28 protein-coding genes and 1 pseudogene are annotated in these 22,908 nt (G+C 60.6%); 14 read left to right on the top strand and 15 right to left on the bottom strand.

Going from position 1 to position 22,908, the window contains the following annotated elements:
• Positions 1 to 9: 9 nt before the first annotated feature.
• The 7 genes from U858_RS0123870 to U858_RS0123900 all read right to left on the bottom strand — a co-directional run bounded on the left by U858_RS0123870 (position 10) and on the right by U858_RS0123900 (position 5,168).
• The gene (locus U858_RS0123870) at positions 10 to 264 is read right to left on the bottom strand and encodes a hypothetical protein (RefSeq protein ID WP_025139667.1); all 255 of its coding nucleotides are present in this window, start codon (positions 262 to 264) and stop codon (positions 10 to 12) included.
• A gap of 15 nt (positions 265 to 279) precedes the next feature.
• Complete coding sequence (locus U858_RS0123875) at positions 280 to 783, bottom strand: hypothetical protein (protein WP_025139668.1); 504 nt, start codon at positions 781 to 783, stop codon at positions 280 to 282.
• Between the two features lie 85 nt (positions 784 to 868).
• Complete coding sequence (locus tag U858_RS0123880) at positions 869 to 3,043, bottom strand: DNA cytosine methyltransferase (protein WP_232786592.1); 2,175 nt, start codon at positions 3,041 to 3,043, stop codon at positions 869 to 871.
• A 190-nt stretch (positions 3,044 to 3,233) separates the two neighbouring features.
• Positions 3,234 to 3,551, bottom strand: coding sequence for a hypothetical protein (locus U858_RS0123885; RefSeq protein WP_025139670.1), 318 nt, complete (start codon positions 3,549 to 3,551; stop codon positions 3,234 to 3,236).
• Positions 3,548 to 3,985, bottom strand: a complete 438-nt coding sequence (locus U858_RS34370; protein ID WP_025139671.1) for a hypothetical protein — start codon at positions 3,983 to 3,985, stop codon at positions 3,548 to 3,550. The genes U858_RS0123885 and U858_RS34370 overlap by 4 nt, the downstream gene beginning before the upstream one ends.
• A gap of 66 nt (positions 3,986 to 4,051) precedes the next feature.
• Positions 4,052 to 4,945 (bottom strand): recombination-associated protein RdgC, encoded by an 894-nt coding sequence (locus U858_RS0123895; RefSeq protein WP_025139672.1) that lies wholly within the window; start codon positions 4,943 to 4,945, stop codon positions 4,052 to 4,054.
• 28 nt (positions 4,946 to 4,973) lie between these two features.
• Positions 4,974 to 5,168 (bottom strand): hypothetical protein, encoded by a 195-nt coding sequence (locus U858_RS0123900; protein ID WP_025139673.1) that lies wholly within the window; start codon positions 5,166 to 5,168, stop codon positions 4,974 to 4,976.
• 96 nt (positions 5,169 to 5,264) lie between these two features.
• On the opposite strand from U858_RS0123900, the gene U858_RS0123905 reads away from it, so the two are divergent.
• Genes U858_RS0123905 through U858_RS0123920 form a run of 4 tightly spaced genes read left to right on the top strand, consistent with a single transcriptional unit; the run spans position 5,265 to position 7,872 of the window.
• Positions 5,265 to 6,161, top strand: coding sequence for a hypothetical protein (locus U858_RS0123905; RefSeq protein WP_232786593.1), 897 nt, complete (start codon positions 5,265 to 5,267; stop codon positions 6,159 to 6,161).
• A 29-nt stretch (positions 6,162 to 6,190) separates the two neighbouring features.
• A complete protein-coding gene (locus U858_RS0123910; RefSeq protein WP_025139675.1) occupies positions 6,191 to 6,655 on the top strand; it encodes a hypothetical protein in 465 nt (154 codons plus the stop codon).
• 15 nt (positions 6,656 to 6,670) lie between these two features.
• Positions 6,671 to 7,369, top strand: a complete 699-nt coding sequence (locus U858_RS34375; RefSeq protein WP_081821705.1) for an A24 family peptidase — start codon at positions 6,671 to 6,673, stop codon at positions 7,367 to 7,369.
• 26 nt (positions 7,370 to 7,395) lie between these two features.
• Complete coding sequence (locus U858_RS0123920) at positions 7,396 to 7,872, top strand: hypothetical protein (protein ID WP_232786594.1); 477 nt, start codon at positions 7,396 to 7,398, stop codon at positions 7,870 to 7,872.
• 259 nt (positions 7,873 to 8,131) lie between these two features.
• On the opposite strand, the gene U858_RS0123925 is transcribed toward U858_RS0123920, so the two are convergent.
• On the bottom strand, positions 8,132 to 10,408 hold the full coding sequence (locus U858_RS0123925; RefSeq protein WP_157838852.1) for a P-loop NTPase fold protein: 2,277 nt from the start codon (positions 10,406 to 10,408) through the stop codon (positions 8,132 to 8,134).
• 156 nt (positions 10,409 to 10,564) lie between these two features.
• Between U858_RS0123925 and U858_RS0123930 the strand changes: the two genes are divergently transcribed.
• On the top strand, positions 10,565 to 11,641 hold the full coding sequence (locus U858_RS0123930) for a site-specific integrase (RefSeq protein ID WP_025139679.1): 1,077 nt from the start codon (positions 10,565 to 10,567) through the stop codon (positions 11,639 to 11,641).
• 222 nt (positions 11,642 to 11,863) lie between these two features.
• Positions 11,864 to 12,193 (top strand): hypothetical protein, encoded by a 330-nt coding sequence (locus tag U858_RS0123935; RefSeq protein WP_025139680.1) that lies wholly within the window; start codon positions 11,864 to 11,866, stop codon positions 12,191 to 12,193.
• 150 nt (positions 12,194 to 12,343) lie between these two features.
• Here the strand turns inward: U858_RS0123935 and U858_RS0123940 are convergent, their stop codons facing one another.
• The 3 genes from U858_RS0123940 to U858_RS35735 all read right to left on the bottom strand — a co-directional run bounded on the left by U858_RS0123940 (position 12,344) and on the right by U858_RS35735 (position 13,738).
• Entirely contained in the window at positions 12,344 to 12,952 is a 609-nt protein-coding gene (locus tag U858_RS0123940) for a hypothetical protein (protein WP_025139681.1), read from the bottom strand.
• A 223-nt stretch (positions 12,953 to 13,175) separates the two neighbouring features.
• The gene (locus U858_RS0123945) at positions 13,176 to 13,529 is read right to left on the bottom strand and encodes a hypothetical protein (RefSeq protein ID WP_025139682.1); all 354 of its coding nucleotides are present in this window, start codon (positions 13,527 to 13,529) and stop codon (positions 13,176 to 13,178) included.
• A 20-nt stretch (positions 13,530 to 13,549) separates the two neighbouring features.
• Complete coding sequence (locus tag U858_RS35735) at positions 13,550 to 13,738, bottom strand: hypothetical protein (protein ID WP_157838853.1); 189 nt, start codon at positions 13,736 to 13,738, stop codon at positions 13,550 to 13,552.
• Between the two features lie 341 nt (positions 13,739 to 14,079).
• On the opposite strand from U858_RS35735, the gene U858_RS0123955 reads away from it, so the two are divergent.
• Positions 14,080 to 14,547, top strand: a complete 468-nt coding sequence (locus U858_RS0123955) for a hypothetical protein (protein WP_232786595.1) — start codon at positions 14,080 to 14,082, stop codon at positions 14,545 to 14,547.
• A 93-nt stretch (positions 14,548 to 14,640) separates the two neighbouring features.
• On the opposite strand, the gene U858_RS34380 is transcribed toward U858_RS0123955, so the two are convergent.
• On the bottom strand, positions 14,641 to 15,279 hold the full coding sequence (locus U858_RS34380; RefSeq protein WP_025139684.1) for an AbiEi antitoxin N-terminal domain-containing protein: 639 nt from the start codon (positions 15,277 to 15,279) through the stop codon (positions 14,641 to 14,643).
• 534 nt (positions 15,280 to 15,813) lie between these two features.
• Between U858_RS34380 and U858_RS0123970 the strand changes: the two genes are divergently transcribed.
• Positions 15,814 to 16,581: a hypothetical protein gene (locus U858_RS0123970; RefSeq protein WP_025139685.1), complete on the top strand. Its 768-nt coding sequence runs from the start codon at positions 15,814 to 15,816 to the stop codon at positions 16,579 to 16,581.
• Positions 16,582 to 16,848: 267 nt separating this feature from the next.
• Here U858_RS0123970 and U858_RS0123975 read toward each other — a convergent pair whose 3' ends face one another.
• From U858_RS0123975 to U858_RS0123985, 3 genes are all read right to left on the bottom strand, one after another.
• Positions 16,849 to 17,709, bottom strand: coding sequence for a DNA methyltransferase (locus tag U858_RS0123975; protein WP_025139686.1), 861 nt, complete (start codon positions 17,707 to 17,709; stop codon positions 16,849 to 16,851).
• Positions 17,693 to 18,034, bottom strand: coding sequence for a hypothetical protein (locus U858_RS0123980; protein ID WP_025139687.1), 342 nt, complete (start codon positions 18,032 to 18,034; stop codon positions 17,693 to 17,695). Before U858_RS0123980 ends, U858_RS0123975 begins: the two co-directional genes overlap by 17 nt.
• 97 nt (positions 18,035 to 18,131) lie before the next feature.
• The gene (locus U858_RS0123985) at positions 18,132 to 18,791 is read right to left on the bottom strand and encodes a hypothetical protein (RefSeq protein WP_025139688.1); all 660 of its coding nucleotides are present in this window, start codon (positions 18,789 to 18,791) and stop codon (positions 18,132 to 18,134) included.
• Between the two features lie 192 nt (positions 18,792 to 18,983).
• Here U858_RS0123985 and U858_RS0123990 point away from each other — a divergent pair, with 192 nt between their 5' ends.
• From U858_RS0123990 to U858_RS35740, 6 genes and pseudogenes are all read left to right on the top strand, one after another.
• On the top strand, positions 18,984 to 19,649 hold the full coding sequence (locus U858_RS0123990; protein ID WP_025139689.1) for a hypothetical protein: 666 nt from the start codon (positions 18,984 to 18,986) through the stop codon (positions 19,647 to 19,649).
• 153 nt (positions 19,650 to 19,802) lie between these two features.
• Positions 19,803 to 20,012, top strand: a complete 210-nt coding sequence (locus tag U858_RS0123995) for a hypothetical protein (RefSeq protein WP_025139690.1) — start codon at positions 19,803 to 19,805, stop codon at positions 20,010 to 20,012.
• Positions 20,013 to 20,780: 768 nt separating this feature from the next.
• Positions 20,781 to 21,086, top strand: coding sequence for a hypothetical protein (locus U858_RS0124010; protein WP_025139693.1), 306 nt, complete (start codon positions 20,781 to 20,783; stop codon positions 21,084 to 21,086).
• A complete protein-coding gene (locus U858_RS0124015) occupies positions 21,070 to 21,645 on the top strand; it encodes a hypothetical protein (RefSeq protein WP_157838854.1) in 576 nt (191 codons plus the stop codon). The genes U858_RS0124010 and U858_RS0124015 overlap by 17 nt, the downstream gene beginning before the upstream one ends.
• Before the next feature lie 292 nt (positions 21,646 to 21,937).
• Positions 21,938 to 22,708, top strand: a pseudogene (locus U858_RS35005) (IS5 family transposase).
• The gene (locus U858_RS35740; RefSeq protein ID WP_157838855.1) at positions 22,702 to 22,842 is read left to right on the top strand and encodes a hypothetical protein; all 141 of its coding nucleotides are present in this window, start codon (positions 22,702 to 22,704) and stop codon (positions 22,840 to 22,842) included. Before U858_RS35005 ends, U858_RS35740 begins: the two are co-directional and overlap by 7 nt.
• Positions 22,843 to 22,908 lie beyond the last annotated feature (66 nt).

Genomic DNA, 22,908 nt, shown 5'->3' on the forward strand with positions numbered 1-22,908 from the left:
GGCTGGGAATCAGGATGCACCCAAGTTCTTTGGGACCCATAGGCGGGCACGGAACCTTGCGCGCTTGGGAAGCCCGATCACGTCGCGCTTGATCACCTCAATCGCCCGGTCGGCGTTGCGGGTATGTGCGTAGAACGTTCGCGAGTAGGTGGGCCGGCGCTCGGGGCCCGCCACCACATCAACGGCGTACTTCTTGAATTCCTTGTCGGCCCAGAAGCGTTCAGCAGTTGCCGCGTCATCCTGACTGACATATGGCCATCTCATTTCTTGATACCTCTTCTATTTGTCCTGGAGAGCGGCCTGGTCGTGGGCACGCTGGGCCAGGATGGTTTGGTGCATGCGGGTGAAGACAAGGTCCATCGCTGCCCGCCAGCCCTGCTCAAAGGCGCCTTGCGAGGGGCCATTTCGGTCGAAGCCAACCACCGCGGGCGCCCCGGCCATGAGCGCGTTGCTCAGGTCTTGTAGCGTCGGGAGGTTCGTGTCCTGTAGGTGCTCGTTGACGGCGCGCACGGCGTCGATCCGCTTGTTGAAGAAGACGGGCTGTTCCAGCGGACCCCATGTCATGTGGGGCGTGTCCCCATCCCAGCAGCCGAGGCACGTGTTCCAAGCGCTGGCATCAAAATCCGTAGCGCCGGCAATACCATCCTGCAGGTCGAACCAGACCGGTTCACCCTCCAGAAGTGCGGCGCCTAGGTTGCGCCCGATTTCCAGCACGGCGCCAGGAGGCTCGGCACGGAGGATTGCACCGATCTGGGTGATGGCGGCTTGGTAGGTTGTTTCCATTGGATCTTCCTTAGAGGCCCGGCACGACCGGGAAATTTCTTTGATACCGTGGCACGGCGACGCTGTCGCGAACTAGCGGCGCCTCCTAGCACCACCGGATGGGTTCGATTGAGACTACGCCGAGCGATTGATCGCCCAAAACTTTCCGGGGGAAGGTGGGCCCGCCCCCCGGGAAGTCGTTTCTCACTACGCGTGCAAGACGCTGGGAAATGCCTTCCTCGTGGGCGAAATTGGCCATGATCAGAGCTCTGGCCAAGGGCGGGCACACGCTGTTGCCACACATGCGAACCTGGGCGGTCTTGCTAAGCCGGACTCTGGGCAGCAGCCGCGGATCACCCTCCACCTGGCGGCCGTCGACGAAGAGCTGCTTGGGGTCGGGAATTTCATTGATGACGTACCCGGTCGGGAAGCCCTGGGCTGAATACAGCTCCCGCGGAACCAGCATGCGCAGAGTCATGTCGACCAGCACCATGCCGCGAACGACGATCACGTCGGTCTTGTGGGGGAAATGCTCCGGGAGGTAGTTGAAGAAGAACCTGGCGCACTTCTTCGCCTTGGCCAGCATCGCCGGAGGGAGCGCGTCCAACGGCATCTGGATGGTTTCCACCAGGCCGACACGGTCCTTTGTGGTGATGGTATGCACGGGATCATTCGCTGCGGCCCACTGGCCGCCTTCGCCGTAATACTTGATCATGTATGCGGACACCAGCTTCTGCTGTGACCGCGGCGCCATCCGGGCACCGTTGACGCCGTATGCCGATGGAACGCCCTCATTGTGGATGCCGGTGTGGGGCAATTCCAGGTGGGTCGAAACCATTACCTGCTCCCCTCGATTCGCGCCGGTGATGGTGGGCAGAAGGCCGGCGGGGGTCGTCCCAGGCCGGTCGCCGTGATGGGTGAGGTGAGTCAGATGGGCGGCGACCATGGCGTGCTTGTTGGCAGTCACGACCGTACCCAAGGGAGCAACGGCATTTTGCGCACGCGGCTCCTGGCCGGCCCGCTCGCCATATCCGATCGTGATCAGGTGAGCGCTTGTCAGCGCGTGATGTGTGCCGCCTGCAGAAATGGTCGATACCGGCGCGATGGCGCTATCCGCCTGCAGATGCGCCTCTTGGGTGCCGCGAAGCGGTGCAATGACCGGCGCCACCAGGGCTCGGTGGTTCTCTGTCGTCTGGGTACCCAAAGGCTGCGCGGCGGAGACAGGCCTGCCGGCGTATTCAGGGCCTCCACTGCCAGCGATGAACGGCGTGAGCGACAGGCCTTCGTCGCCGCCGCCGTCAGCCGCTTGGGGAACGATAAAGGGAGTCTCATTGGTGAAGACATGGCGCCAGGTGCCCTTGGCCACGCGGCGCAGCGTGTTGTAGGCGAGCGCGCGATCGCGGTCGAAGATGGACGCGGCGTGAATGCTGAAGTCGATGCACTCGGCCGCAGTTCGCCAGGGCCGCAACAGCCCGTTCTTTACGGCAATGGACTCTGGTGACGCGTGGGACGCCTGAGGCCAGATGACCGGCAGTCCGTCCCTGCGCGCGACCAAGAAGAAGCGCTTGCGGCTGGTGGGGGTATCGTGGTCGCTCGCGCGCAGCTCGCGCCACTCCACTTCATAGCCATGGCCACGCAGCTGACGCACGAAACTCTGGAAGGTCTTCCCCTTCTTCGTCGGATCGGGATACCACTTCCCGTCTGGTCGCTGGATGAGGGGGCCCCAGGTCTGGAACTCCTCGACGTTCTCGAGGATGATGGTCCGGGGCTTGCACTTGGCAGCCCATCGCATCGTGACCCACGCCAGACCGCGAATGCGCTTGTCGACCGGGGTGCCGCCCTTGGCCTTGCTGAAATGTTTGCAGTCCGGGCTAAGCCAGACAAGGCCCACAGGCCGATTGTTCGTAACCTTGATCGGGTCGACATCCCAGACCGACTCGCACAGGTGGAGAGTGTGGGGATGATTGATGGCGTGCATCGCCAGCGCTTCGGGGTCGTGGTTGATCGCGATATCGACCGGGCGACCGAAGGCTTGCTCTAGACCCTCGCTGGTGCCACCGCCCCCAGCGAAGTTGTCGATGATCAGCTCATCGCCCAGGTCGAGTGATAGATTGCGTGGGTCGAGGCGGGGCGTGCTACGCCGGGACCGGGTCGGGCGATAGTTGCCGCGCGCGCGGCGTGCAGGCCGTGCATCGCACGTCGGCAGCGGGGCGCGCAGGGCGAACTGGCGGTTGATGTGGAAGAAGTGTTCGGTCGCCGCCGGAGCTGCCATGCACTTCATGCGCTGGCCCCTGCGTTCGATGCAGCTGGCTGCAATTCGTTAGGTGAGGCGGCCGAGGCTCGGCGGCTTTCTTTCTGGGGCACGGCAGGTCTCCGAAGATGAAGGTTGTCTTGAACCAGCCTATCGGGCGACCCACCTCGGCCAAAACTTTTCGCCAGCCGGCCGTGTGCCGCCAGCTTCCCGCGAAGGCCTAGCGGACGGCCTCGATGAGAGCAGCTGGGCTGTCGGATTGCATCTCCGAGCCGCGGTGAATTGCGGCGTGGTCAACGGCGGCAGGTCGAATCATGTGCGGCGAGAATGCGCGAAGGTCGCCGGCGGCGCTCTGCAGAACTACTTCATGGCCGGTTAGATGAGGCAAACCGATGCGCGCGACGGCCCGTGCGGTCTTCCCGGCCCATGCGTCGCCTGGCTGTACGCGGTACCAGCATTCGCCCTCGATCGCCTCGATGACGAAGAACTGCGACAGCGCAAGGGCCGACGCTGGGTTGAGGCGATAGCGTTTCTTCACCGCGGCGACAGCGTGTCAGCATTGGGGCGCTCGCCAGCGAATCGCGCAAGATCCTGCGCCACGGCGGCGTCGACAGCGAAGTCCACGACCTCCTGTCTGGTGATGGTCACGGTACGCTCTGTGCCCTCGATGGCGACCACCCATCGCGCTTTCCGTGGCCCCGACTTTGCTTGGCGGAACTCGCAGCCGGTGTAAAGGGTGGCTACGGGGTTCTTGGGATCACCGACCAGCTCGGCGCTGAAGAAGTAGAACGTGTTGGGTAGGGGCCCCTTTGCGGCTGATTGCAGAGAGCTGTTCAGCTTGGCGCGAGCAGCAGCGCCGGTTTCCAATCGTTCGAAGATCGCCTCCGCCGGCAGGCCAGCGGCGAGCCGTTCGTAAAGCGATTCCAATTGAGACGGCTCGCTCAAGGCGGGCGGGTTGTGGTGGTGGGTCATATCCGTACTCCAGTGAGTGAGTGGCGGACTAGCCTCTTGCTACGTCCGCCGTGCGTGGCGCCGTGCCTACTCGCGGATGCCGCCGTGGGCTTTAACCAAGTCCCCCAGCAGCTGGCCGAATTCGCCCGCCATCAAGGTGAAGTCGGACAGGAATCGCTCTTCCTCATCCTTGACCGGCCCCTGATCCTGCTTAAGCACATCCAAGGGGGCGATAGACTTGAGCGTCAGGCTTTCCGTCAGAACGAACGAGATCCGGTCGCGCCACGTCATCGCCAGGCGCGTGCATTGCTTTCCGTCCTTGATATGCCGGTGGGCGTCCTCGGCTTCGATCGAGGCTTTGACCCAGCGAATGCGTGCTTTCGAGTCACCGCTTGCACGGAGTTCGGCGTCCTGATCGATGGAGAAGTCGGGCGCGGCCTCGTCGTCGAGCAGCCACGACGTCATGGTCGCCGCAGGTGACTGGGTCGTGGAGAGATTGACCACATTGACTGCATCCAGCGACTTGGCCAGGGCCCCGATCACTTCGTCCGCCTTCGCCTGCGACGAAGTGTCGATCGCCAGCCAGCGGTTTTTTAGGTCTAGCCAGACCTGCGTGTCGCGATAGATGACGAACGCCTTGGGCAAAAGCTCATCGTGGACCCGCTCGGTGATTTCCTTGCGGGCCTTCTTCCCTGGGCGATAACCCTGGCGCTCTTCCAGTTCGTCGATTCGGGCGCCAGCAACTTGCTTGACCACCGTGGCAGGCAACAGACGTTTCAGGACGCGCAGCGCGATCAGGCACTGGGATTCGTCAGTCGTTACGCACAACTCGCCGCCCTTGCGGGGGGGGACCCATCCGAGCTGCTGCATCTCCAGGCCCCCGGCTTCGCCAAAGGCATGCTTTTCGAGCAGCGAGCGCAATTGCTCGCTGCTCAGGGTCCATTCGGGGAGCAGGCGGTAGAGGGTGAGGTTCTTGAACATTGTGGTGGGAGTCCTGGGGAATCGGCGTTCAGGCGGCGAGGCGCTGTTCGGAGTGGGTGGGGGCGGCCGCGGGCACTTGACGGCGGGATTGGGGGGCGGCGGGGCGGCGCTGAACGGCGCGGGCCGGGGCGACGGAAACTACGCCCACCACACGTCCGCCGGCCCACTGGACGAGCAGAGTTTCCTGATTGAAATGCCATTCGCGTTCGATGACCTGGGGCATTGCGTCGCTCCTGTGAAGGGAAAAGTTTTGGGCTGTCGATATGAATTAGTATAATGATTCATACTAACAAATCGCAAACTTTTAACGGAGGCCCAGGTGAGCGAGAAGGGCAGGATTTATCGCACCAGCTGCGGATGGCAGCTTCGGCCGTGGCGGGCACATGTCAAACGTCTCATGGTTGGCCTCTGCCTGGTCGGAGTCACGCTGGCCTGGCCGGCGCATTCGCAAACGGTGGAGTTGGAGATCCTCGGCGACCAGGCCGGCACCGCCGATCCCAAGCCGATAGCGCGCCAGGCATCACCGGACGGGCATTTGCGGCAGTCGTTGCGGATCTCTGGCGGCCTTGGCGTCGCCGAGCGAGAGGATTTCGTGCGCAGCGCGCAAGATCTGCTTCGTGGTGCCCTGGCCAGCTACGCGCTGAAAGAGCAGGCGCCCCTGCAGGCTCAGGTGTTCGACATCGAACACCCCTTGCTGGGTCGAGCCTTGAGCACCAGCACTGGGCGCCCGCTTTCCAACTTCTCGAACTACTTCATGGCCATGCAGTTCTACCCGCGGGTAGAGGTGAACAAGGTCGCGATGCCGTTCTGCTTCATTCTCTTCAACGGCAGCCGGGCAGGGAGTCTGAGCAGCTCGCTGTTCTCAAACCATGATGACTGGCTGGCCTACGTGGTGATGCACGAGGCTGGCCATTGCTTTCTTGCCCACCAACGGCTCCTGGGCAGGATGGGCACGATGTCGGCGCGCGAAGAGGAAGCCTTTGCGGACATGTTCGCGATGGGCTATGCCCTGGCGAGCGGCAATCCGCAGGCCGCGAAGGCGATCTTGAAGCTGCAGGACTCCTTGACGCCGGCGACCGCCGATAACGATCACTACGACCCCGCACCTCGGGCCGCATTCCTGCAGCGCTGGCAGGACGAAGCGCCCAAACCTCGCGACATTTTTGATCTGTTCACCGTGACAGTTTCGGCATTCGTTGCCGTGACGTCGCGTTAACCCTCGTGCGAAACCTCGGAGATACACCCATGTCTGCAAGCGAAGCAAACCAGCAAACCAGCGCTCGCACTGCCCCTGCAACTTCTCCCGCGGGCGTCACGAGTTTGGCGGCCGCGCGGGAAGCCTACCAAGCCTACGGGCGGGCTTTTTGCATGGCGACCCGCACGGCGCCCGAAGAGGTGGATTGGAAGGACGAAGCCATATCGTTGGTAGGACTCTGGATGAAGGTGCTTCAAGATCTGCAGCTGAGCGATTCGGGCTGGGCCCTCATGACTGCGTATCTGCGCCTGGACACCATCAGATGTTTGGGGGCGACGCAACGTCTCCTGTCGGCCGACGTCGTGAACAGAATGGATCAGCGTGCGAAGGAATGCTTCGATCACCAGGGCCAACGCATTGCAAGTGACGAATCACCGGGCAGTATCGTCATCGAGGGCAGTATGGACGTCGGGCGAATGAGCAGCCTGCGTACCCGCGGCGCTTCTATTCACTGACCCAGGGGGCGTTCGATGATTTCAATTCACGCGGTGGTCATGGTCCTGATTGGTGTCGTCGTCGGGGAATGCATCATTCGGCTGTGCCGGCGGCTGCCGGCGATTGTTGTGGACACGAACGTCTATCCAGGGTCGACGCTGCTGGCGCTCGCGGCTGGCGGTCTGAGGGTGGCCGACCGGGCCTGGATGGATCGCGGAGCCACTCTGGCCATCTGGGCAGGATGTGCGGCGGCGCCTTTGGACATCGCCACCTCCGTCGCACTGGCGAGTCTTCTGTCCTTGCTGCTGGCCGCCGCTCTTGTCGATGCCACGACGCACCTGATTCCGGATGAGATTACCGGCTTATTGGTCTGGGGCGGGATGGCCGCCCATTATTTTGGCGTCGTACCGTGGGGAGGGTCTCTGGAGGGGGCGGCAATGGGGGCAGCGCTATCTTATGGCCTGGTGTGGCTGTTCTGCGCCGGCTATTGCGCTGCACGGCGAATCGCCGCGATCGGTCACGGTGATTTGAAGTTGCTCGCGGGGCTGGGAGCGTGGTTGATGATTGATTCGCTGCCGTCGCTGCTGTTGATCGCTAGCAGCCTGCAAATGGCCACGCAATTGCTTGTGCTCCGGAAGGGCGCCATGGCGTTCGGCCCGGCGCTTGCGATCGCAGGCGCGACGGTAGCTGCGCTGAAGCTTGCCGGCGTCACCGTGCCTTACCTCACCCTGTGATGAAGGGGTTCGGGTGGCTGGCCGCAGTGGTGTCGCTGCTCGGTGGCGCCGGCGCCGCAGCAGTCTTCGTATATTCCCTGGCAACCGACGCGCCCCCCGCATTCGTTCTGATATCGCCGGTGGACCTTGGTCCGACCGACGAAGCGGCCGGGCGACTGGATCCGAATGCCGGGCTGAGGACCACGCCCCTGGAGCCGCTGCAGCCCGTCGAGCTTGCTTCGTTGAGCGATGAGCAGATCGTCGGTAGGATCCCCGCGCAGGTTGAAGACAGTGAAGTCTGGCTATTCAGCGAGCGCTTCGGTGACGGAGCCGCTGCGGAGATGCTGGCAAGGGCACTGCTCGCTAAAGGAGCGCCAAATGATCGCGTGGCGCTCGTTCGTAGCGATGGAGGTGCAGGTACGGCAGACTGGCATGTTGAGATCGGGCCGGTGACGGCCAACCAAGCCATCGAGTTGCAGCAGTTGCTTCGCCGCGAAGGCTTAAGTTTCGTCTTCGATCAATGACTTGGGGAGCTGAGATCCATCAAAGGGATGCCACTTTCGTATCTGCGCGGGTTGATCGCAAGGGAATCCCCAGCAAAATTGGGGAGGCGGACGAGGGATTGCACCAGTGCGTCGTGTGGCCATGCGGTAGGCAGACGGGACCTGCGTGGTGATCTCGATACGGACCGGCGGAAGCGGATCGCTTCTCCCTCGTTCTGACTTTACTCAAGGGGCCGGTACCGTCCTCAAACATATTGGAGATTTCGGTGGGTGGCTGCGATCAAGGTGTCGGGCCGAGCCCCTCTTGAAGTCCGTTCTCTAACGCGAACTGATGGTTGCCGTGTACGATTGCCGTCAGCAGCGCCTGGGCACGAACAGCGAGTTCGCCTTCTCTAGAACCCGCAATACGCTTGATCCGCGTCGTTGCGGTCGAAGGGTCTGGCAGCAGCTTAAGCCAGTATTCCTCAACTGTGCGCACAGGCGCTGCCATTCGCCGGCTTGCTGAAGGTGGTACGTCTGACATCATCTGCTCCATGACTTCGACGAGTTTCGAGTCCTCTTTGAAAGCTGTTGTGAACCAGCCCTTTAGCCTGCGTTCCTCCGGAGTCTCGATGCTCTTCTCCAACCTTTGCCACGCGCTCAAGACGTCCTTGAAGTGATGGCTTCGGATGAAATCATGCTTTGCTGCTACAGATTCCGTTATCGACAATACAAGCAAGTCCCGTTGACTACGATCACGACCCTTGAGATTTGAGTGCAAAATGGTCCAAAGCCTAGTGGCCAGAGCGTGCGGGGACATGCAGTCGTTTAGGATCTCGTCGACAGTCTCTCTATACACGTGTTCGTCACGCTCAGAAACGCTATTAGCGAAGAAGCGCGTTGCGAAGCTGATAGCGTCGCGGAGTCCTTTCCTATCCCGCGAACTGCAGCTTGTTAAGAATTCATCCCAGCCTGAAGCCATAGCGCGCAGCAGATGGCGCCTTTGAGATAGCGATAGCGCATCGTGAAATGGTGGGCGGCCGATCCAATTGAACAACACGGTTAGCCAACTCGACTCGCCAGGATGAGGCATCTCAGCGATTGCGCGTATAGCCTCCAACGCCTCTTGCCAGCCTTGTTCGGCAGAAGCTTCCAAGACATCTAGGCTCTCCTTGGCCACCATATAAGAAAAGCCCGTCAGAGCGAAGTAGAAGCGGAAATGGTAGGGGCTACCGATCCGGCACTCATCGAAAATTCTATGGGCTTCGTGGATGTCTAGGTCCTCGAATAGAACTTCGTCACCTTCCTGGCCCTCTCGCCATTTGATGGCAGGCACCAACTTCGACAACGCCCCCTTGCGCTTTGCAGACAAAGGCATTCCGACCAGTCTATGCTTCAAACTAGAACTCTCTTCTGCATCCATCTTGGGGGCTTGCATTCCCGTGGGATAGGAGAATAGGGCGAGGAAATCTGCCAACCAGTTGTAAAGATCACGGTCGAGAACTTTGAGGATGGACAAGGTGCATAAGTCTGCAAAATGCACGCTGTGTTCAACCGACGCATAGGAGAAACGGATCTGATTGGCGATTTGCTTTACTTGGCGAGGGGTGCACAAGTTGGCACACCATAGTCGCGTGCTCTCGCGAACTTGGTCAATAAGCTGGGGAGGAACGCAATCCTTAGGTTTTGCATCCCTGTAAATATCAAGAGCCAGGTCGACGAGCCTGTGCTCCAGCAACCTTGGTTCGGGCAAAGGGATTGGGAAGGTTAGCTGAACGATCTTCTCGAGATACCGGTCGCCTTCTGCTGCGTCATCAAGTGCTAAGCCTTTACTTACAGCGCTGGACAATACGTCCCGGTCGTAGCAAAGGATATGCAGCATGCCTTTGAAGTCCGCGACTCCACGCACCAACCTGATGACCTCGAGGGCTTCATTTGGCTCGAGGCGGTCGAGGTCGTCATAGATGACGATGTACTTGACCGCGGAGTTCGCTAGGTGCTCGTCTATTTCGCGCCTCAGGTCCGCGACTGATAGCGTAGGAGGGTTTGAGTCGCCAACGGTCTTGACGAACTTGATGACCTTGTGAAGCGCTCCGCTCCCCGGCAGCCAACCATCAGCGAGGGCAGCGAGTGGGGAGACCATTCGGGCGGTCTGAGATGCGTACCGGCGCAGTTTCTTCGCCATCGGCGATCGACGGTTTATCAGCTTTTGTAGGCACGTGCGCTGCCGGCGTTTGTCGAGATCGGCGCTTACTGCGTCAAGTAACGCTTTGGCCAAAGGTTGACGGTCACCGTTCAACCAAGGCGCAACCTCGATCACGACGACATTGTCGGCTGCCTCTAGATACTCTCGAAGATGGCCAAGCAGGGTGGTCTTTCCACTTCCCCATGCGCCCTCTATGCCGACCACCATGCTGCCGTGCGTGGTGGTGGCCACCAGGTCCTGCAGAGGTTTGCGTAGGGTCCTGGCCATCTCGGAGTATCGCAACCAGTCCGCCTGTTCGCTCGGCGAGGGTTGGTCGTGTGCAAACAGTGATGGTTTTGGGCGGCTCGAGGCTGTTGCTTTCATCTCGGTCATAGGTCGGCCGGAAGGAGTAGTGTAGGCGAGCAAGCCTAGCATCGGAGCAGCCTGGCCAAATGGCCGAAAAGCAGGGCGCCGGCGGCAGTGCTTGTCGAGGGTAGGTCGCGTGGGTAGAATGCAATGAACGTCGTTAACAGACAGAGGCTTTCCGCCATGACCCATCCTCTCCGCTCCAAGCCTGCGCCCCCTCGGCCGGCCGGGGATCTCTTCCATGGGTCGCTAACGGACTGGTCGAATTCGCCCACGGAAGCGTTCGAAGTCTGGATGGATTCGCACAAATTAGCGACATCATCCCGAACGGTGTACCGCTCACTATGGGGCGGATTCGTCTCCTATCTGCGATCGCACCAGGTCGAGTTCGCCCAAGTCGATTCCGACCTTATCCGGCTCTACTTGGAAGGCTCCGAAATGAGGCTAGAACAGCGCGAGCGGATCCACCGCCTGATCGAGCGCGCCTTCAACGACATCGCACGCACTAGGGTAGGGGCACAAAACCCCGCGGCGAACGCCGCGGTTCAACGGCGCAACGGCTGGCGCCTAGCGGAGCGCAACGATGACACCGACTTCCTGAGCGATTCCGACCATGGGGCCGTCGTCGACTGGATCGAAAGCGTCCAAGCGCCCCAGGTGAGGCGGGCCAAGGCCCGCCCAGAGCTGTCCAGCAAGCGCGCGCCGGCCGCCTGGCGGTTCAGCAGAAACCGAGCGGCATGCGCCGTTCTTCTCGGTTCAGGTGTGAAGCCGGTTGAACTGAGCCATCTGTCTGTTAACGACGTTCAATGTACATTGCCCGGCACCGAAGGGCAGGCGATGGCACCGAATGCCATTGAGATTCACGTCCAGGCGACAACGGCTGAAGAGCGGCGCATCCGAGTCCCGCCTTGGGCGGGCGGCGCCCTTGTACATTGGCTGACCGAGCTCAAATCAACGGCGCCGGCGGCGGCCAACGCCGGCGACACGTTCCCGCTCTTTCCCCGCGCAGCCGGCGGCGGTGTGCTTTCCATACGCTCTATCGAGCGCCTGGTCGAAACATTCTTTGAAGGTTTCCAGCGGTCGGCCGGCGGCGACGGCTCGCCCATCACGCCCCAGCTGCTGCGCAACAGCTTTGCCGCCCACCTATTCAGCCGCGGCCTAGGCCGCGACGACGTGCAAACACTGATGGGCTATCGCCAAGACCTCTCTGCCACCCGCTTGCACGCTGCTTGGCGCGTGGCGACGGGCGAACTGGGGTAGCGCGCCTGGCGGCCATTTTCATGATGAATAGTAATTATGATTTATACTTGCTGCTGAATCATCCTGGCCAACAAGCGTCTGTTTGGCTCGCCATTACTCATGCCCTGTGAGTCGTCGACCGAACTCTGATCGCCTGATTCCTTGCGAGCAAATTGGCAATCCCCTGGGCACTACGAGTGTTGAGGGATTCCACGCAACAACGACTCATAACATAGGCTACTGATGGGCGCCCTAGTCATCCCTACGATTTTCCAGATCATCGGCTTTTTCATCATTGCCGAGTTTTATTCAGGGCCGCTAGTTAACCGCGTGGAAGGCTTTGGCAACCATGTCATGACGATCATGGTTTGGATAGCCTGGTTGCCCTTTGTCTATCGAACCTCGCGCTTCGTCGTCAACGGCCTGCGCAATGCGATTGCGAGGGACACGCAAGCGGCTGCACCCAAGCATCCAGTGCCGGCAGCATGGACGATAGCGGCTTCCTTTGCCTACGCCATCTTCTTCACGCTCACGATCACCCTCGTGCCCAAAATCTTCAGCGCAGACGCTTAAAACCCACCCGTGCCCTCGAAGGGCTGGTCTTCAGCCAGTTGGCTCGGCGCCCGCGCTGGCGCCTCGAGCTCGGAATCAGGGCGGGCAATCCAACGCGATACCGAGTGCCGTCGGTGATCGCGTTCGATTTGGATTCTATCGAGCCGGCGACTATTCTGCGACGGACGGCTCGATGCTGAGCGTAGCCAGAATCGCCTTGCCTGCAGATCCAACTCCCAAGCTGATTTCGAGCGCCGCCAGGCGATTCTGGATCTCGCGCCGCGCCTCGCCCTCGCTCGAAGCACTGATCCGAACATCGGCCACGCATGCGACTTCCAGCAGGAACTCGCGGCGCCGCGGCATATCAGACGGCATTGGCACTGGTTGCACACCAGGCGCAAAGTGCTCGGCCATCGCTCGATGCGAATGGGCGAACAAGTGTTCCGACACGTTGGCCATACCGACATAGACCGAACGCCCAAACTCAGCGCGCCGCCGGCGCGCAGCGTTGACGGCGTCAGCGAACGATTGCCCACGCACGGCCTCTTCGCTACGAAGCCGCCCGCCGGGCTCGAACTCGCGAATCACGAAGTCAGCCACAATCCCAGGCAAGGTGGCGGCAAAGAGAGCAGCCTTGCTTCTGGACCTGGAGTCGAATCGACGCCGTTCAGTCGATGCGCTGCCCTCCATCTCGACGAAAAAGCAGCGGTCGCGACTGACGATGCTGACCGTTGGGGTCAGCCAGACAGTGGGCGCCATGCCATCAGCGGCCTCGTGCACGCAGTGATGCTCAGGCCCACCGTTTGAAGGTACTCGGCGAGTTTGGTAGCTTTCATGGGGATATTCCTTGGTCTCTGATTGAGCGGAACAGCGGAAGCTGCCCCGTCGTCAACCACACCAAGATAGCTACCCGCAGGCGCGCCCCAAAGCTTTCACGATCCAAAGCGAAGGCAAAGGATGTGGTGCCCATGCCCAAGAACCACATCGATCAAAATAGCTTGACTCAGACGCGTCGACGCCGGAAGAGGGGCGGGATGAAATAGCAAACAAAGGCAATATGGACCAATGCCGCTGGCAGCCAAGCGCGCCACGCGGCAGCAAAGCTCCGCGAAGCCTCTGGCTTTGCGAATTGCATAGACTTGAAGTTAAAAATGTGGAACTCGGAGCCATCAGCGTTTCGGAGAATCCACTCCTTAGTCCACGCCTTGGAAAGGTCGCCCTTCAATTGCGTGTCATCGGAGAAGGTGACCGTCACCCCCTTGGTTGGATACGCCCACGAATCCCAGATGCGGCCATAGTCCTCGACGGTATCGACCACGAACCACCAGACCACCGCCACGAAGATCACTCGCCACATCGCCTCATCCTTTGCGTCGCTCAGAGGGCGCGAAACGCACGCCACAATCCATAGAGGCTAAGGCAGGCGGCCAAATACACAACCGCGCCGACGATACCCGCCCCCACAAAATACAATCCCTGTGCCTCAAAGAATTCGTGTGCCACATAGCCCCCACTCAAGAACCCGGCCACGAGCACGTACGGCACCAACATTTGATTGGCAGACATCGTCAACAGCTCCTATTTCAATATGGGAATTGGATCAATAGCCATGCCAGTTGTTGGCCACATCTTCACCGTATCAGCCGGCTTGCCGATCACAAAGAATTTCCCTGGTGCATATTCTTGGGAACTCCAGACGCCCTAGGTAGGATGGATTATCCGATATTTGATACAAGGCTTTGACAATGGGGCAAGCAAAACAACGCCAGATCGAGCAACGTCGAGAATCCGACCGGTGCCGGCAAATCGATCTCAGCCGGGTCGCCGGCGCAGTCCAACGGATCTGCGCAGCTGCAAGCAGCCATCTGGGGAGCGACTGCCTCGCACATGCACACATGGCTCGGCACGTGCTGCAGCACCTGGGCGTCACTGCGCAGCTCGCGGTCGGCCACGCCGCGTGGCGAGTTGGTCGCGGCGACGGCGATGTCATCTCCCACTTTCCCAATGGCCAGCCTACCTCCGGTACCGCGGCACACTATCATGCCTGGTTGCTGGTGGGAGACCACATCTTTGACGTGACGACCGATCAGCGGCATCTGAAGGCTCGGCAGCTTAATGCAATCGATGGAGGGAACACCTCGGTGACCTGGGCGCCAAACTACTTGTGGATGCCCCGCACGTCCTCTCGCAGCTTGTCGGAGGTGACGGCCAGCCTAGAGGAGGGCGTTGCATCCTACCGCCACAATCCCAGCCTGCAGGAGTTCGTGTTGAATCGATGTCGAAGCTCCGACGGAAAAGACGAAGAGCTCGCTTGGCTAGCCTACCAATCCCCTACGGTGGCCGTGATCGGGCCCAACCACTTCGCAGCGGCGTGATCGCTGTGGGACCGGACACCGCCCTCTATAGGTAGGTCAACGCCGGCCCCATCGCGTTCCTGGCCTGCAGACAATACGGCCAGCTATGTACGTCTATCCCTCTCTGCGAATCAGGGCGGCGGCGGCCGCACGCACGCCGGCCCTCGGCCAGGTCGCAATCGCGCTCGCCATCACGTCGGCGCGCAGCGGGACCGCAACGCCGAGCTGAGCCACCAGCGCGCGCTGTCCGGCCGGCCCGTTAGATTCGGTCGTGGTCAGCAACTCGAGAATGGCTTGTTCCGGCTCTGAGGCGAGAACCAGCGCCCCGCCGATTTCGACAAGCGACGGGGCATATCGTCTGCCCGCAATCTCGGCCGGGCCGGCACGTTGTACGTAGCGGGCAGTGAATCGTTCGGTGAACCACTCCGGAAGCCTCACTGCGTCCAGTCCCCAGAACTCGAATTCTTCTACGTCGGCCCAGGGAGTCCGCAGGCCGCGAGCACGAAGAGCGGCCGCGCCGCCCAGATGCATTCGCGGCCACTTGGCCTGCAGGAACGCTACACATTTATAGGGGGCGAGTTCGTCCGCAGGAAAGGCAAAGGCCCCTCGACCAAGCCGCCGGAGCCAGCCAGTCTTCACGTAATAGTTCGCCAAAGCGGGCGAAACTCCGGCGCCGGCCAGTTCCTCCGTGCCCAGCGGCGAGCCTCTTACTACTTCCGTGTTCAGCCGCTTCAGTGGACCGTCGCCTCTCATCTAGAATCCCAATTTTTTTCCGCAATAGATTAAATTTTACGCGAACTATTGCGAGAAATTTATAAAATGATAGCGCCAGTTCTGCCATTGACTCTGCCAGGCTAGCCGCAACATTCACGCCGTCGAGCATGTGGTTTTGTTTTTTTGTTTGTACAATTCATTCCGACATATCCGAGGGGTATGCACTGACCCGTGCACGGCAACCTCGGGCAATTGGAGTTCACTGTGTCCTTACCCGAAACAGTCCACTATCAAGTGGCGGCGGATCGAAACACTGGGGCGTGCTGCCTCCTGATTCAAGATCGGCCAGGCCGAGGGGCGCCCACGCGCGCGCGACTACTAGGGGGAATTCTGTACTGGACGGCCGCCGATAAGCTTCTTGAGCAAGTCGGCGACGGCGAACCGCTCCCGGCGCAATTGCTCCACCAGATCCAACACGATCTGGACCTGATTGTTATTCCAATCACCGATCACGGGATTCCCTCTCCCGATTTCCTCCTCACGATTGAATCGTTCACCTAGGGAGCTTTTCGCATGACCAGCAGCGCAGGATTGAAGATACTCGAGTCACGCAAGGTGGACATTGCCTCCAAGCTCAGCGAACGGGCGCAAGCGATCTTCCGCTCCGACAGCGCGGTCGACCTGATCGGCGCCACGGCCTCATCGCCCCCAGGATGGGGGCGCGCAGTCAAGGCGTTCGCCGCCGCCGCGGTGGCCTGCGGACTTGCCGCAAGCATCACCATGGCGCCTACGCCTGTGCAGGCGCAGCAAGCACCGCAGGAATCTGCCGCGGCCAGCGTCCCCGCCCCCCAGCGGTACGTTAGCCTCGCAAACATGAAATTCTTGGACCTCGTCCAGATCCGCGATCAGATCGGCCTGGACGAGACCACTGTACGCGACTATGGCATGGCCCGACTCGACCAGGCACAAGTTGCTCAGATGGGCGACGGCGACCGCAAACTCTTGGTGGGTGGCCTGTACTGGGCGGCTGAAACCCTTGATGGCTTCGACCGTACGATGGCCGAAAACCGCAGCATTCGCGCTCAGACGGGCCAACCAGCCCTCACTCGATCCGAGGAGGTACAAGGTTGGCAGAAGTGGCTGGACAGCCGGGTCGACCAGAAGCTGCAGGAGCGGCAGTCCGCCCGTCCGCGGCTCGTCGTCCCATCCGCCGCGGCGCAGCCTGTGGACCTTGATCCAATAGCGCTGCAGAACACGATCGAGCGCGTGCAAACCGTCTTGCAAGCGTCAGCTGCCACCTCCACCGAGCGCCAGCGAGCATATCCGGCTGAACGCCCTTGAGCGGGCAGGTTGCCTGCTTCCAAACCAGGCCAACATCGACGAAACGCTCCTGCGCCTGCAAATCCTTGTTGTCCCGCGCGCTACACCAGTCGCCGAAATCTTCCATGCTTACGAACGCCAGCGGGAGTGACCAAGCGCACCACGACCAGTAACTTGCCGCCGCCGCTACCTGCCAAGAGCGACAGTGCAAAAGGACACATATGGCCTGGAGCCGGCCGTCGAAAGAGTGAAGTGGCCGCGCAATCCGCGCGGCCACTTCACTCCCTGTCAGATCAAAACCAACTGGCACATTCCGCCGCCGCTTCCCTCGGCTCCGCCCGTCAGCGCGTACCGGCCGGGGCCCACGACCCGAAAGCGATCGTAGCGCCGCAGGGTCTGCCGCACCTTCTCTTTCCACCATGGATTTGAACTTGGACGCGCCGGCGCTGACGCGAGCGCGCCGTAGATGGCGTTCAAATCGGCTTCTCCCCCCAACATGCGCAAGACAGATTCAATAGCGCGCGCCCACACCGGGCCGCGGTGGCCATCCAATTCCGCCCGAACCTGGCGAGGAAACTTCTGTACATCCGCGGTCTCCCGGTACAGAGCAAACCCGAACAATCGCCGGCGGCCGTCCTTGGTGAACAGCGCAAAAACGAGCGGCAGCTCCAGGCCAGGATAGATGTTCCGAGGAATCATTTCCTGGGAAATCGACCAGTCTTCGGCATAGCCGGCCACGCGCGCAGCGGTCTGAAACGCGTAGGCCGGGAGCAACAGGCCCGCTTGCCCACCCGACGGGAGTACCGCGTGCGCCTTTCGCAGCAAGCGGTCGATCAGGTCAAGTTGAAAAGGGGGATTCCCGATGATGGTGGTGGGGGCGGCCGGCAGCGTCACTGCTTCGAAATCGCCCTGCAGCACCACGCGGCCCGTGGACGCGGTGGCAGCGGCCGCCAGCTCCGGGTCCAACTCAGACCCAAGTGCTTCCACCTCTTCCGGCACCACGGCCAGAAACGACCCGGGCCCGCACGTCGGCTCCCACACCACATCGCCGCGGCCCAGATGCGCGAAGTGGCGCTCGTACAGAGCTTCGGCGGCCCACCCGGGGGTAGGGAATTGGCCAAGAGCCATGCGTTCAGCGGGCGACGTCATCATCCGCCTCCACCTTAAGCCACTCCATCGGTTGCGCAGCATGACCAGATAGCTTCTCATACCCGGCCGGCGTAATAGCGAAAATCAGGTCAATCTGGTCAAGTCTGTCATCATTTCGCGCGCTCATTTTGACAATCACGCCCCCAGCCGCGGTAATCGCCATGATCTCGCTCTCGACGTCGACCTGGTCGTCGTCCAGGACATGCCACATAAGGCCGAGGTCGGCCGGGCAGGGCGCGCCAATTGCGATCGATTCACCGATCCAGCCGTACTTGGCCAGGGCAATACTCGCGGTCCGTTGATGCTTGAAAGTAGGTGTTTTCATAGGCTCTCCTTGTGAGAACCATCCTATCGACCGGGGTAGGGCAGCCAAAACTTTTTGCCCGCCCACCCGCGGCTTCAACGACCGAGGGCGATTAAGCCTAAAACGCCAGCATCAATTGATTCTGCGAGTCCGGGGGCGCAACAGCGACAGCGGACCCAAGCGCGCGTTCCAACCATGTAGGAACTGGCTCGGCTGCGTACCGAGAGACAGCTCGAGCTTCGAGGAAAACCGGCCGACTGCTGATCCGCTCGCGAAAGATTTCTTCCACGATTTGCCGAGGAGACACGCCCAATCGCAGCTTGGCAAAGGCTGACCAGAAGCCCGTTTCGCTGATAAACGGACGGTGCACATCAACGACGTGAAAATGCAGACGAATCTCGCCTTTGCCAAACCCCTCGAGCACCTCAACACGAGCGCGCATGCCGCGCTCGCAGATCAGAAATTGGCCCTGCTGGCCCCACTTTGGATCTTCCCCTGGCACGGCTGCGCAATGCCGCGACACCACATGCCCAGCAGCGTCGGGATCGGCAGAATCCATGCAAGCGAAGAACGTGCCTCCATTCATCTTCCAGATGACAGCCTCGTACGTCTGCAGGGCCGCCAAGACACCCGGACCGTCCCCGGCCATCGCCGACTCATGCCGTCGGTCTACGGCACGGCGTGCTACAGCCAACAATTCCCCCACGGCAGCGGGCAGCAACTCTGCGCGCGCAACGAGAGCATTGAGCTCCGCATCCGCCTCAACCGCGGCTTTCATTTTCCGCTTTGCTGACACTCGAGACCTCCTCAAACAATTCTGAGGTCAGCCTAGCAACGCGAGACCCGTTGCCAAAGAATTGCCACCTGGCCGCCAGTCGACCAGGGCGGCTAGCCAAATTCTCTGGGGCTCTCTTTTGGGTTATTTTCAGTATGCGTTATTATCACCGTTCATTCTTTTAACCACCATTCAATGAGCCTTCGCCTGTTTAAGTCGCCCGCGGAACGACTGCGTAGCCGCCGGCTCGATAGCGCAATTTGCCGTCTCTGCATCGCAGCCATCGGCACGCCTAAGCTAACCCTGCTTCTGACGGCCCTCAGCGTCTGCGGCGTTGTTGTTGGGTGCTTGTCGATGTATGGGCTCAAGGTCGCTGCCCTAGCCTTAACCCAGGGCGGCCTCATTGCCCTCGGCCATGGTGAGACCGCTCAGGTTGTTCCCCCGGGTTCGATCTATACGCTCGACATGATCCTCCCAGGAATCATTTTTGCCATCTGGGCGTGCCACATGCTGCTAGCAGCATTAGCCGGCCGGCACGTACTTCGCCCCTTGTTCAAGAGCGGTGCTGCGCTTCCGATCGACACTTGGCCCGGTAGCTATCGCCCTAAGGGGCAGTCGACTTCCGTGTGGCAGGGTACCGCGACCATATCGCCGCTCGCGCCGGCCCTTCGAGTGACCGTCGACGACGACCTAGCACAGCTTCTCTCGCTCGAAGACGTCATCGAGGCCGGCTTACGCCTGAAACTGATCGGACTCAGTCCAGCTGCGCAAGACGCCGTGGTGGCCGGCTGCTTAGCAGACACACTGCGGCAGCTGCAGCATCTCCACTATCGAACCTCGGCAGACCCTCAAGATGCATAAGCCGCAATCCGCACCTCGACTCTCGTGGGCCGGCTCAATCGCTCTGGGCAGCCGCTGCACGCACAGGCCGCAAGGCCTTGGCCAAGCAAAACCCACTGAGACTGCGGCACGCCGTCGCGCAAGTGCCGGCACCGCGCAGAAAGAGAGCAAGACATGACAGCGAACACAACCAGGACCCTTGATCGCTACCGCGAGGTGGTGGCGTTCGCCCTTGCAAATACGCATCACTGCCCGCCCGAGGTGATCGCGGCACAGATGAACAAATACGAGGACGTGCTTCGGGCCTGCTGGAGCGTTGGGGTGGCTCCGGTAGACGTGATTGACCTCCTGTACGCGGAATGGAAGGTTTTCCGCTCCAAGTGAACCTCAGCGACGAAGAGTAGCCAGCCGCTTGGCCAGACAGCAGCACCCTAATCAGAATAGACGCGTGGAAACAGAGTCCTTATGAATCCGATTTGGTCTTCCAAGCGTTGGAGGGGCTTCGGCTCGGAATTCCTATTTAGCGTGCTTTCTTGGGCATTGGGCTGGGCAGCAATTCTCTTCACGATCTGGTTATTAAAGCCAGAGATCATCCACCGACACATGACTCTCTTGACCGTGGTGGTCCCCAGTTCGCTCCTATTGAGGTCCGTCGTGGACGCCCTTGGTCGTCTAGCTAGGAAGCCGGACCCGGACATTACGTCGCCCGGGGCAGATCGCGATCAGAGGTAGCCAATCATCAACACGAGCCGTTGGTACATATGGTGTAGCGCTGCGCCCCGTTTGCGGCCGGAAGCCCGTTGAATAATGGATGGACAGGATGGCAAACACCAAGAAGGCCTCGCCAACTCGAGAACAGCTTGCGGCTCTCGCAACGAAGCTAAAAGGGGCGCCGGCCGTCAGCAACGACGCCCAGCAGAAGCTTGGGGAGTCAATCGGACGGGCGGACGGTTGGGCGTCAATGTCACAGCAACAGCGAGACGACTACCGCACTCAACACGATCTGTTGGAAGGGTGGGACGACAAACGAAAAATCACGACGATTGAAGACCCTGTAGAGCTCCCGGTTGCACGGGCTCATCTCGGCCTCGAGTCCTAAGTGAGGAGCCGAGGCGTTTGAGTGAGTTATGAGGGGCTTCGCGCCTTAATCCAATGACATTGATCACAACCATTGAAGAAGCGAAAGAGGTACTGACCTTAGACCGGACCTACATGATCCGCATGGACGTGCGATTTGCTTGTTGGATCCAGGTCGGGGAAGTTCACGAGGAAGGCAGCCTAGTCGCAAGCGGCAGGAAAGTGGCGCAGATCAGCCAAGACGTGTTCCACGCGCTGATCCCGCTTATGGATGACGATCAGCCTTTTTGTTCGGAATACCGACAGAGGCACGCCGGCGGCTGCCCGGGCGTCCAAAACACCACGATTCAATTGGGGGGGCTTCATGAAACGAAGCGATAAGTTGTTCCACTTCCAAATCGGTGAGCTGTTGGTGTGCGCAGAGCACAGCCAGGGGTATGCGGCGCCAGACATGCCGAGTTCGGTAGCGCTCTCCGTGCGAGAGCGATCGCCGAAAGGCAAGATCGGCGCGCGAAAGGCATTGTCTGTCTACGTCAAGCCCAATGAAATTGCAGCCATTGGGATTGAGTTCCTCTCGCTCGCGAACAGGATGGCGCCCGAAACCCTTTTTGCCAGGAGCGAAACAGTCGCTTCCACCGGCCCGCAGCAGAAGCCAGTAAAGCACATGCTGCAGGAGGAGGCGCGGGAAATTGCGGACGCGCTGGATCAAGGGCGACTGACTATCGACAAGCCGTTGGCCTCATTCGAGAAACTGCGGCAGCGCATCCACATTCTGCAGCGCGCCCAGCACTTGTTGGAGCGTTTGGACGACGATGCCGCTTGCCAGCTCGAATTGCTTCTGACTGTGATGGAGCAATACGGCGGACTTCGATTTGCCATCGGTGTGGCCCCGGAACCGATCGCTGGAATTTCCGAATCTCGCCCGGAAGAACTGCATTAGCCGAAACGGTAACGGATCGCGGTCTCGGATACCATTATCCCAAAATTTCAATATTTTTACCCAACCGTTCCAGTCCTGCGCATAATCTTTCTTATGTAAAGTAATACAATAGCGATGGCCGAGGCTGCCGCGACCGTCGTTCGGTTGCACAAATAAGTACGTCTTCTTCGCGCAAATGAGTTCAACCGAGCCATTTGCACCTATGAAGCCCGCTTCAGACATTGTCTATTTTGCCATTAAGCGCGGCCAACAAAACCTGGAACCTGCCCGATGGAATACTATCTATTGGAGGCTGAAACGACCGCTGTTCAGCCAGAAGCTCTGGCAGGACCTGCAGCCTCTGGTCCCAACGTCCAAGCCTTCCGGTGCAGTGACCGTGCAGCCTTCAACGGCATTCTCTTCGTGCTGATGACCGGCATCGCTTGGGAAGACCTCCAGCAGGAGCTGGGCTTTGGCAGCGGCATGACCTGCTGGCGGCGCTTGCGTCAGTGGCAACGTGACGGTGTTTGGGATTGTCTGCACCAGGCACTGCTGCAACGCCTGCGCCAGTACCATCAGATCGACTGGAGCCGGGCCAGCATCGACGGCGCGAGTGTCTCGAGCCCCCGGGGTACCAGAACACTGGCCCCAACCCGACCGACCGGGGCAAGCTCGGTAGCAAACGCCACGTTCTGACCGATGGCCGCTGCCGCTGGCGATCTTGGTCACTGGTGCGAATCGACATGATTCGATGTTCTTCGAAGACCTGATCGACGCAGTACAGCCGGTCGCGGGCCTGCAAGGTAGACCGAGGAAGCGGCTCGACAAAGTTCATGCAGACAAGAGCTACGACTACGACAAGTGCCGCAAGGCGCTACGCCAGCGCAGCATCCAGGCCCGCATCGCTCGGCGCGGCGTCCAGAGCAGTTAACGCCTCGGGCGCCATCGCTGGGGGGTCGAGCTCACGCACGCGGGGTTCGGCAAGCTGCGCATTCGTTTCGAGCGTCAGCTCGCGACCCATTTGGCACCGCTCAAGCTCGCCTGTGCCATCATCTGCCTGCGCTTCGTAGATCGGTTTTGTTAGCCCCTCTAAACGCCGTGCTGATGGTCAGCGTGTTCATCGGCATGGCCGCCGTGACCCTGGACGAGTATTTCGATGCGATCGATTCCCCCGACCTTGAGGGGTTGGGCTTGTTGCCGCGGGATGCCGCCGCCTAGCTGACGGAAGCCCTGAACGGTCAGCCCATCCTCGACGCACAGGAATTGGACTTGCCCGACCTGCAT

This window comes from Achromobacter sp. DH1f (assembly GCF_000633435.1).
GTDB lineage: Bacteria > Pseudomonadota > Gammaproteobacteria > Burkholderiales > Burkholderiaceae_B > Achromobacter > Achromobacter deleyi.

Excerpts from the sequence above, each read along its gene's own strand:
- U858_RS0123930 (WP_025139679.1), top strand. The coding sequence starts at position 10,565 with ATGACCCATCCTCTCCGCTCCAAGCCTGCGCCCCCTCGGCCGGCCGGG.
- U858_RS0124010 (WP_025139693.1), top strand. The coding sequence starts at position 20,781 with ATGACATTGATCACAACCATTGAAGAAGCGAAAGAGGTACTGACCTTA.
- U858_RS34370 (WP_025139671.1), bottom strand. The coding sequence starts at position 3,985 with ATGACCCACCACCACAACCCGCCCGCCTTGAGCGAGCCGTCTCAATTG.
- U858_RS0123985 (WP_025139688.1), bottom strand. The coding sequence starts at position 18,791 with ATGAAAGCCGCGGTTGAGGCGGATGCGGAGCTCAATGCTCTCGTTGCG.
- U858_RS0123875 (WP_025139668.1), bottom strand. The coding sequence starts at position 783 with ATGGAAACAACCTACCAAGCCGCCATCACCCAGATCGGTGCAATCCTC.
- U858_RS0123895 (WP_025139672.1), bottom strand. The coding sequence starts at position 4,945 with ATGTTCAAGAACCTCACCCTCTACCGCCTGCTCCCCGAATGGACCCTG.
- U858_RS0123880 (WP_232786592.1), bottom strand. The coding sequence starts at position 3,043 with ATGAAGTGCATGGCAGCTCCGGCGGCGACCGAACACTTCTTCCACATC.
- U858_RS0123970 (WP_025139685.1), top strand. The coding sequence starts at position 15,814 with ATGACCAGCAGCGCAGGATTGAAGATACTCGAGTCACGCAAGGTGGAC.
- U858_RS35735 (WP_157838853.1), bottom strand. The coding sequence starts at position 13,738 with ATGTCTGCCAATCAAATGTTGGTGCCGTACGTGCTCGTGGCCGGGTTC.
- U858_RS0123945 (WP_025139682.1), bottom strand. The coding sequence starts at position 13,529 with ATGTGGCGAGTGATCTTCGTGGCGGTGGTCTGGTGGTTCGTGGTCGAT.
- U858_RS0123935 (WP_025139680.1), top strand. The coding sequence starts at position 11,864 with ATGGGCGCCCTAGTCATCCCTACGATTTTCCAGATCATCGGCTTTTTC.
- U858_RS0124015 (WP_157838854.1), top strand. The coding sequence starts at position 21,070 with ATGAAACGAAGCGATAAGTTGTTCCACTTCCAAATCGGTGAGCTGTTG.
- U858_RS0123870 (WP_025139667.1), bottom strand. The coding sequence starts at position 264 with ATGAGATGGCCATATGTCAGTCAGGATGACGCGGCAACTGCTGAACGC.
- U858_RS0123900 (WP_025139673.1), bottom strand. The coding sequence starts at position 5,168 with ATGCCCCAGGTCATCGAACGCGAATGGCATTTCAATCAGGAAACTCTG.
- U858_RS0123925 (WP_157838852.1), bottom strand. The coding sequence starts at position 10,408 with ATGACCGAGATGAAAGCAACAGCCTCGAGCCGCCCAAAACCATCACTG.
- U858_RS34375 (WP_081821705.1), top strand. The coding sequence starts at position 6,671 with ATGATTTCAATTCACGCGGTGGTCATGGTCCTGATTGGTGTCGTCGTC.
- U858_RS0123990 (WP_025139689.1), top strand. The coding sequence starts at position 18,984 with ATGAGCCTTCGCCTGTTTAAGTCGCCCGCGGAACGACTGCGTAGCCGC.
- U858_RS0123975 (WP_025139686.1), bottom strand. The coding sequence starts at position 17,709 with ATGACGTCGCCCGCTGAACGCATGGCTCTTGGCCAATTCCCTACCCCC.
- U858_RS0123995 (WP_025139690.1), top strand. The coding sequence starts at position 19,803 with ATGACAGCGAACACAACCAGGACCCTTGATCGCTACCGCGAGGTGGTG.
- U858_RS34380 (WP_025139684.1), bottom strand. The coding sequence starts at position 15,279 with ATGAGAGGCGACGGTCCACTGAAGCGGCTGAACACGGAAGTAGTAAGA.
- U858_RS0123980 (WP_025139687.1), bottom strand. The coding sequence starts at position 18,034 with ATGAAAACACCTACTTTCAAGCATCAACGGACCGCGAGTATTGCCCTG.
- U858_RS0123910 (WP_025139675.1), top strand. The coding sequence starts at position 6,191 with ATGTCTGCAAGCGAAGCAAACCAGCAAACCAGCGCTCGCACTGCCCCT.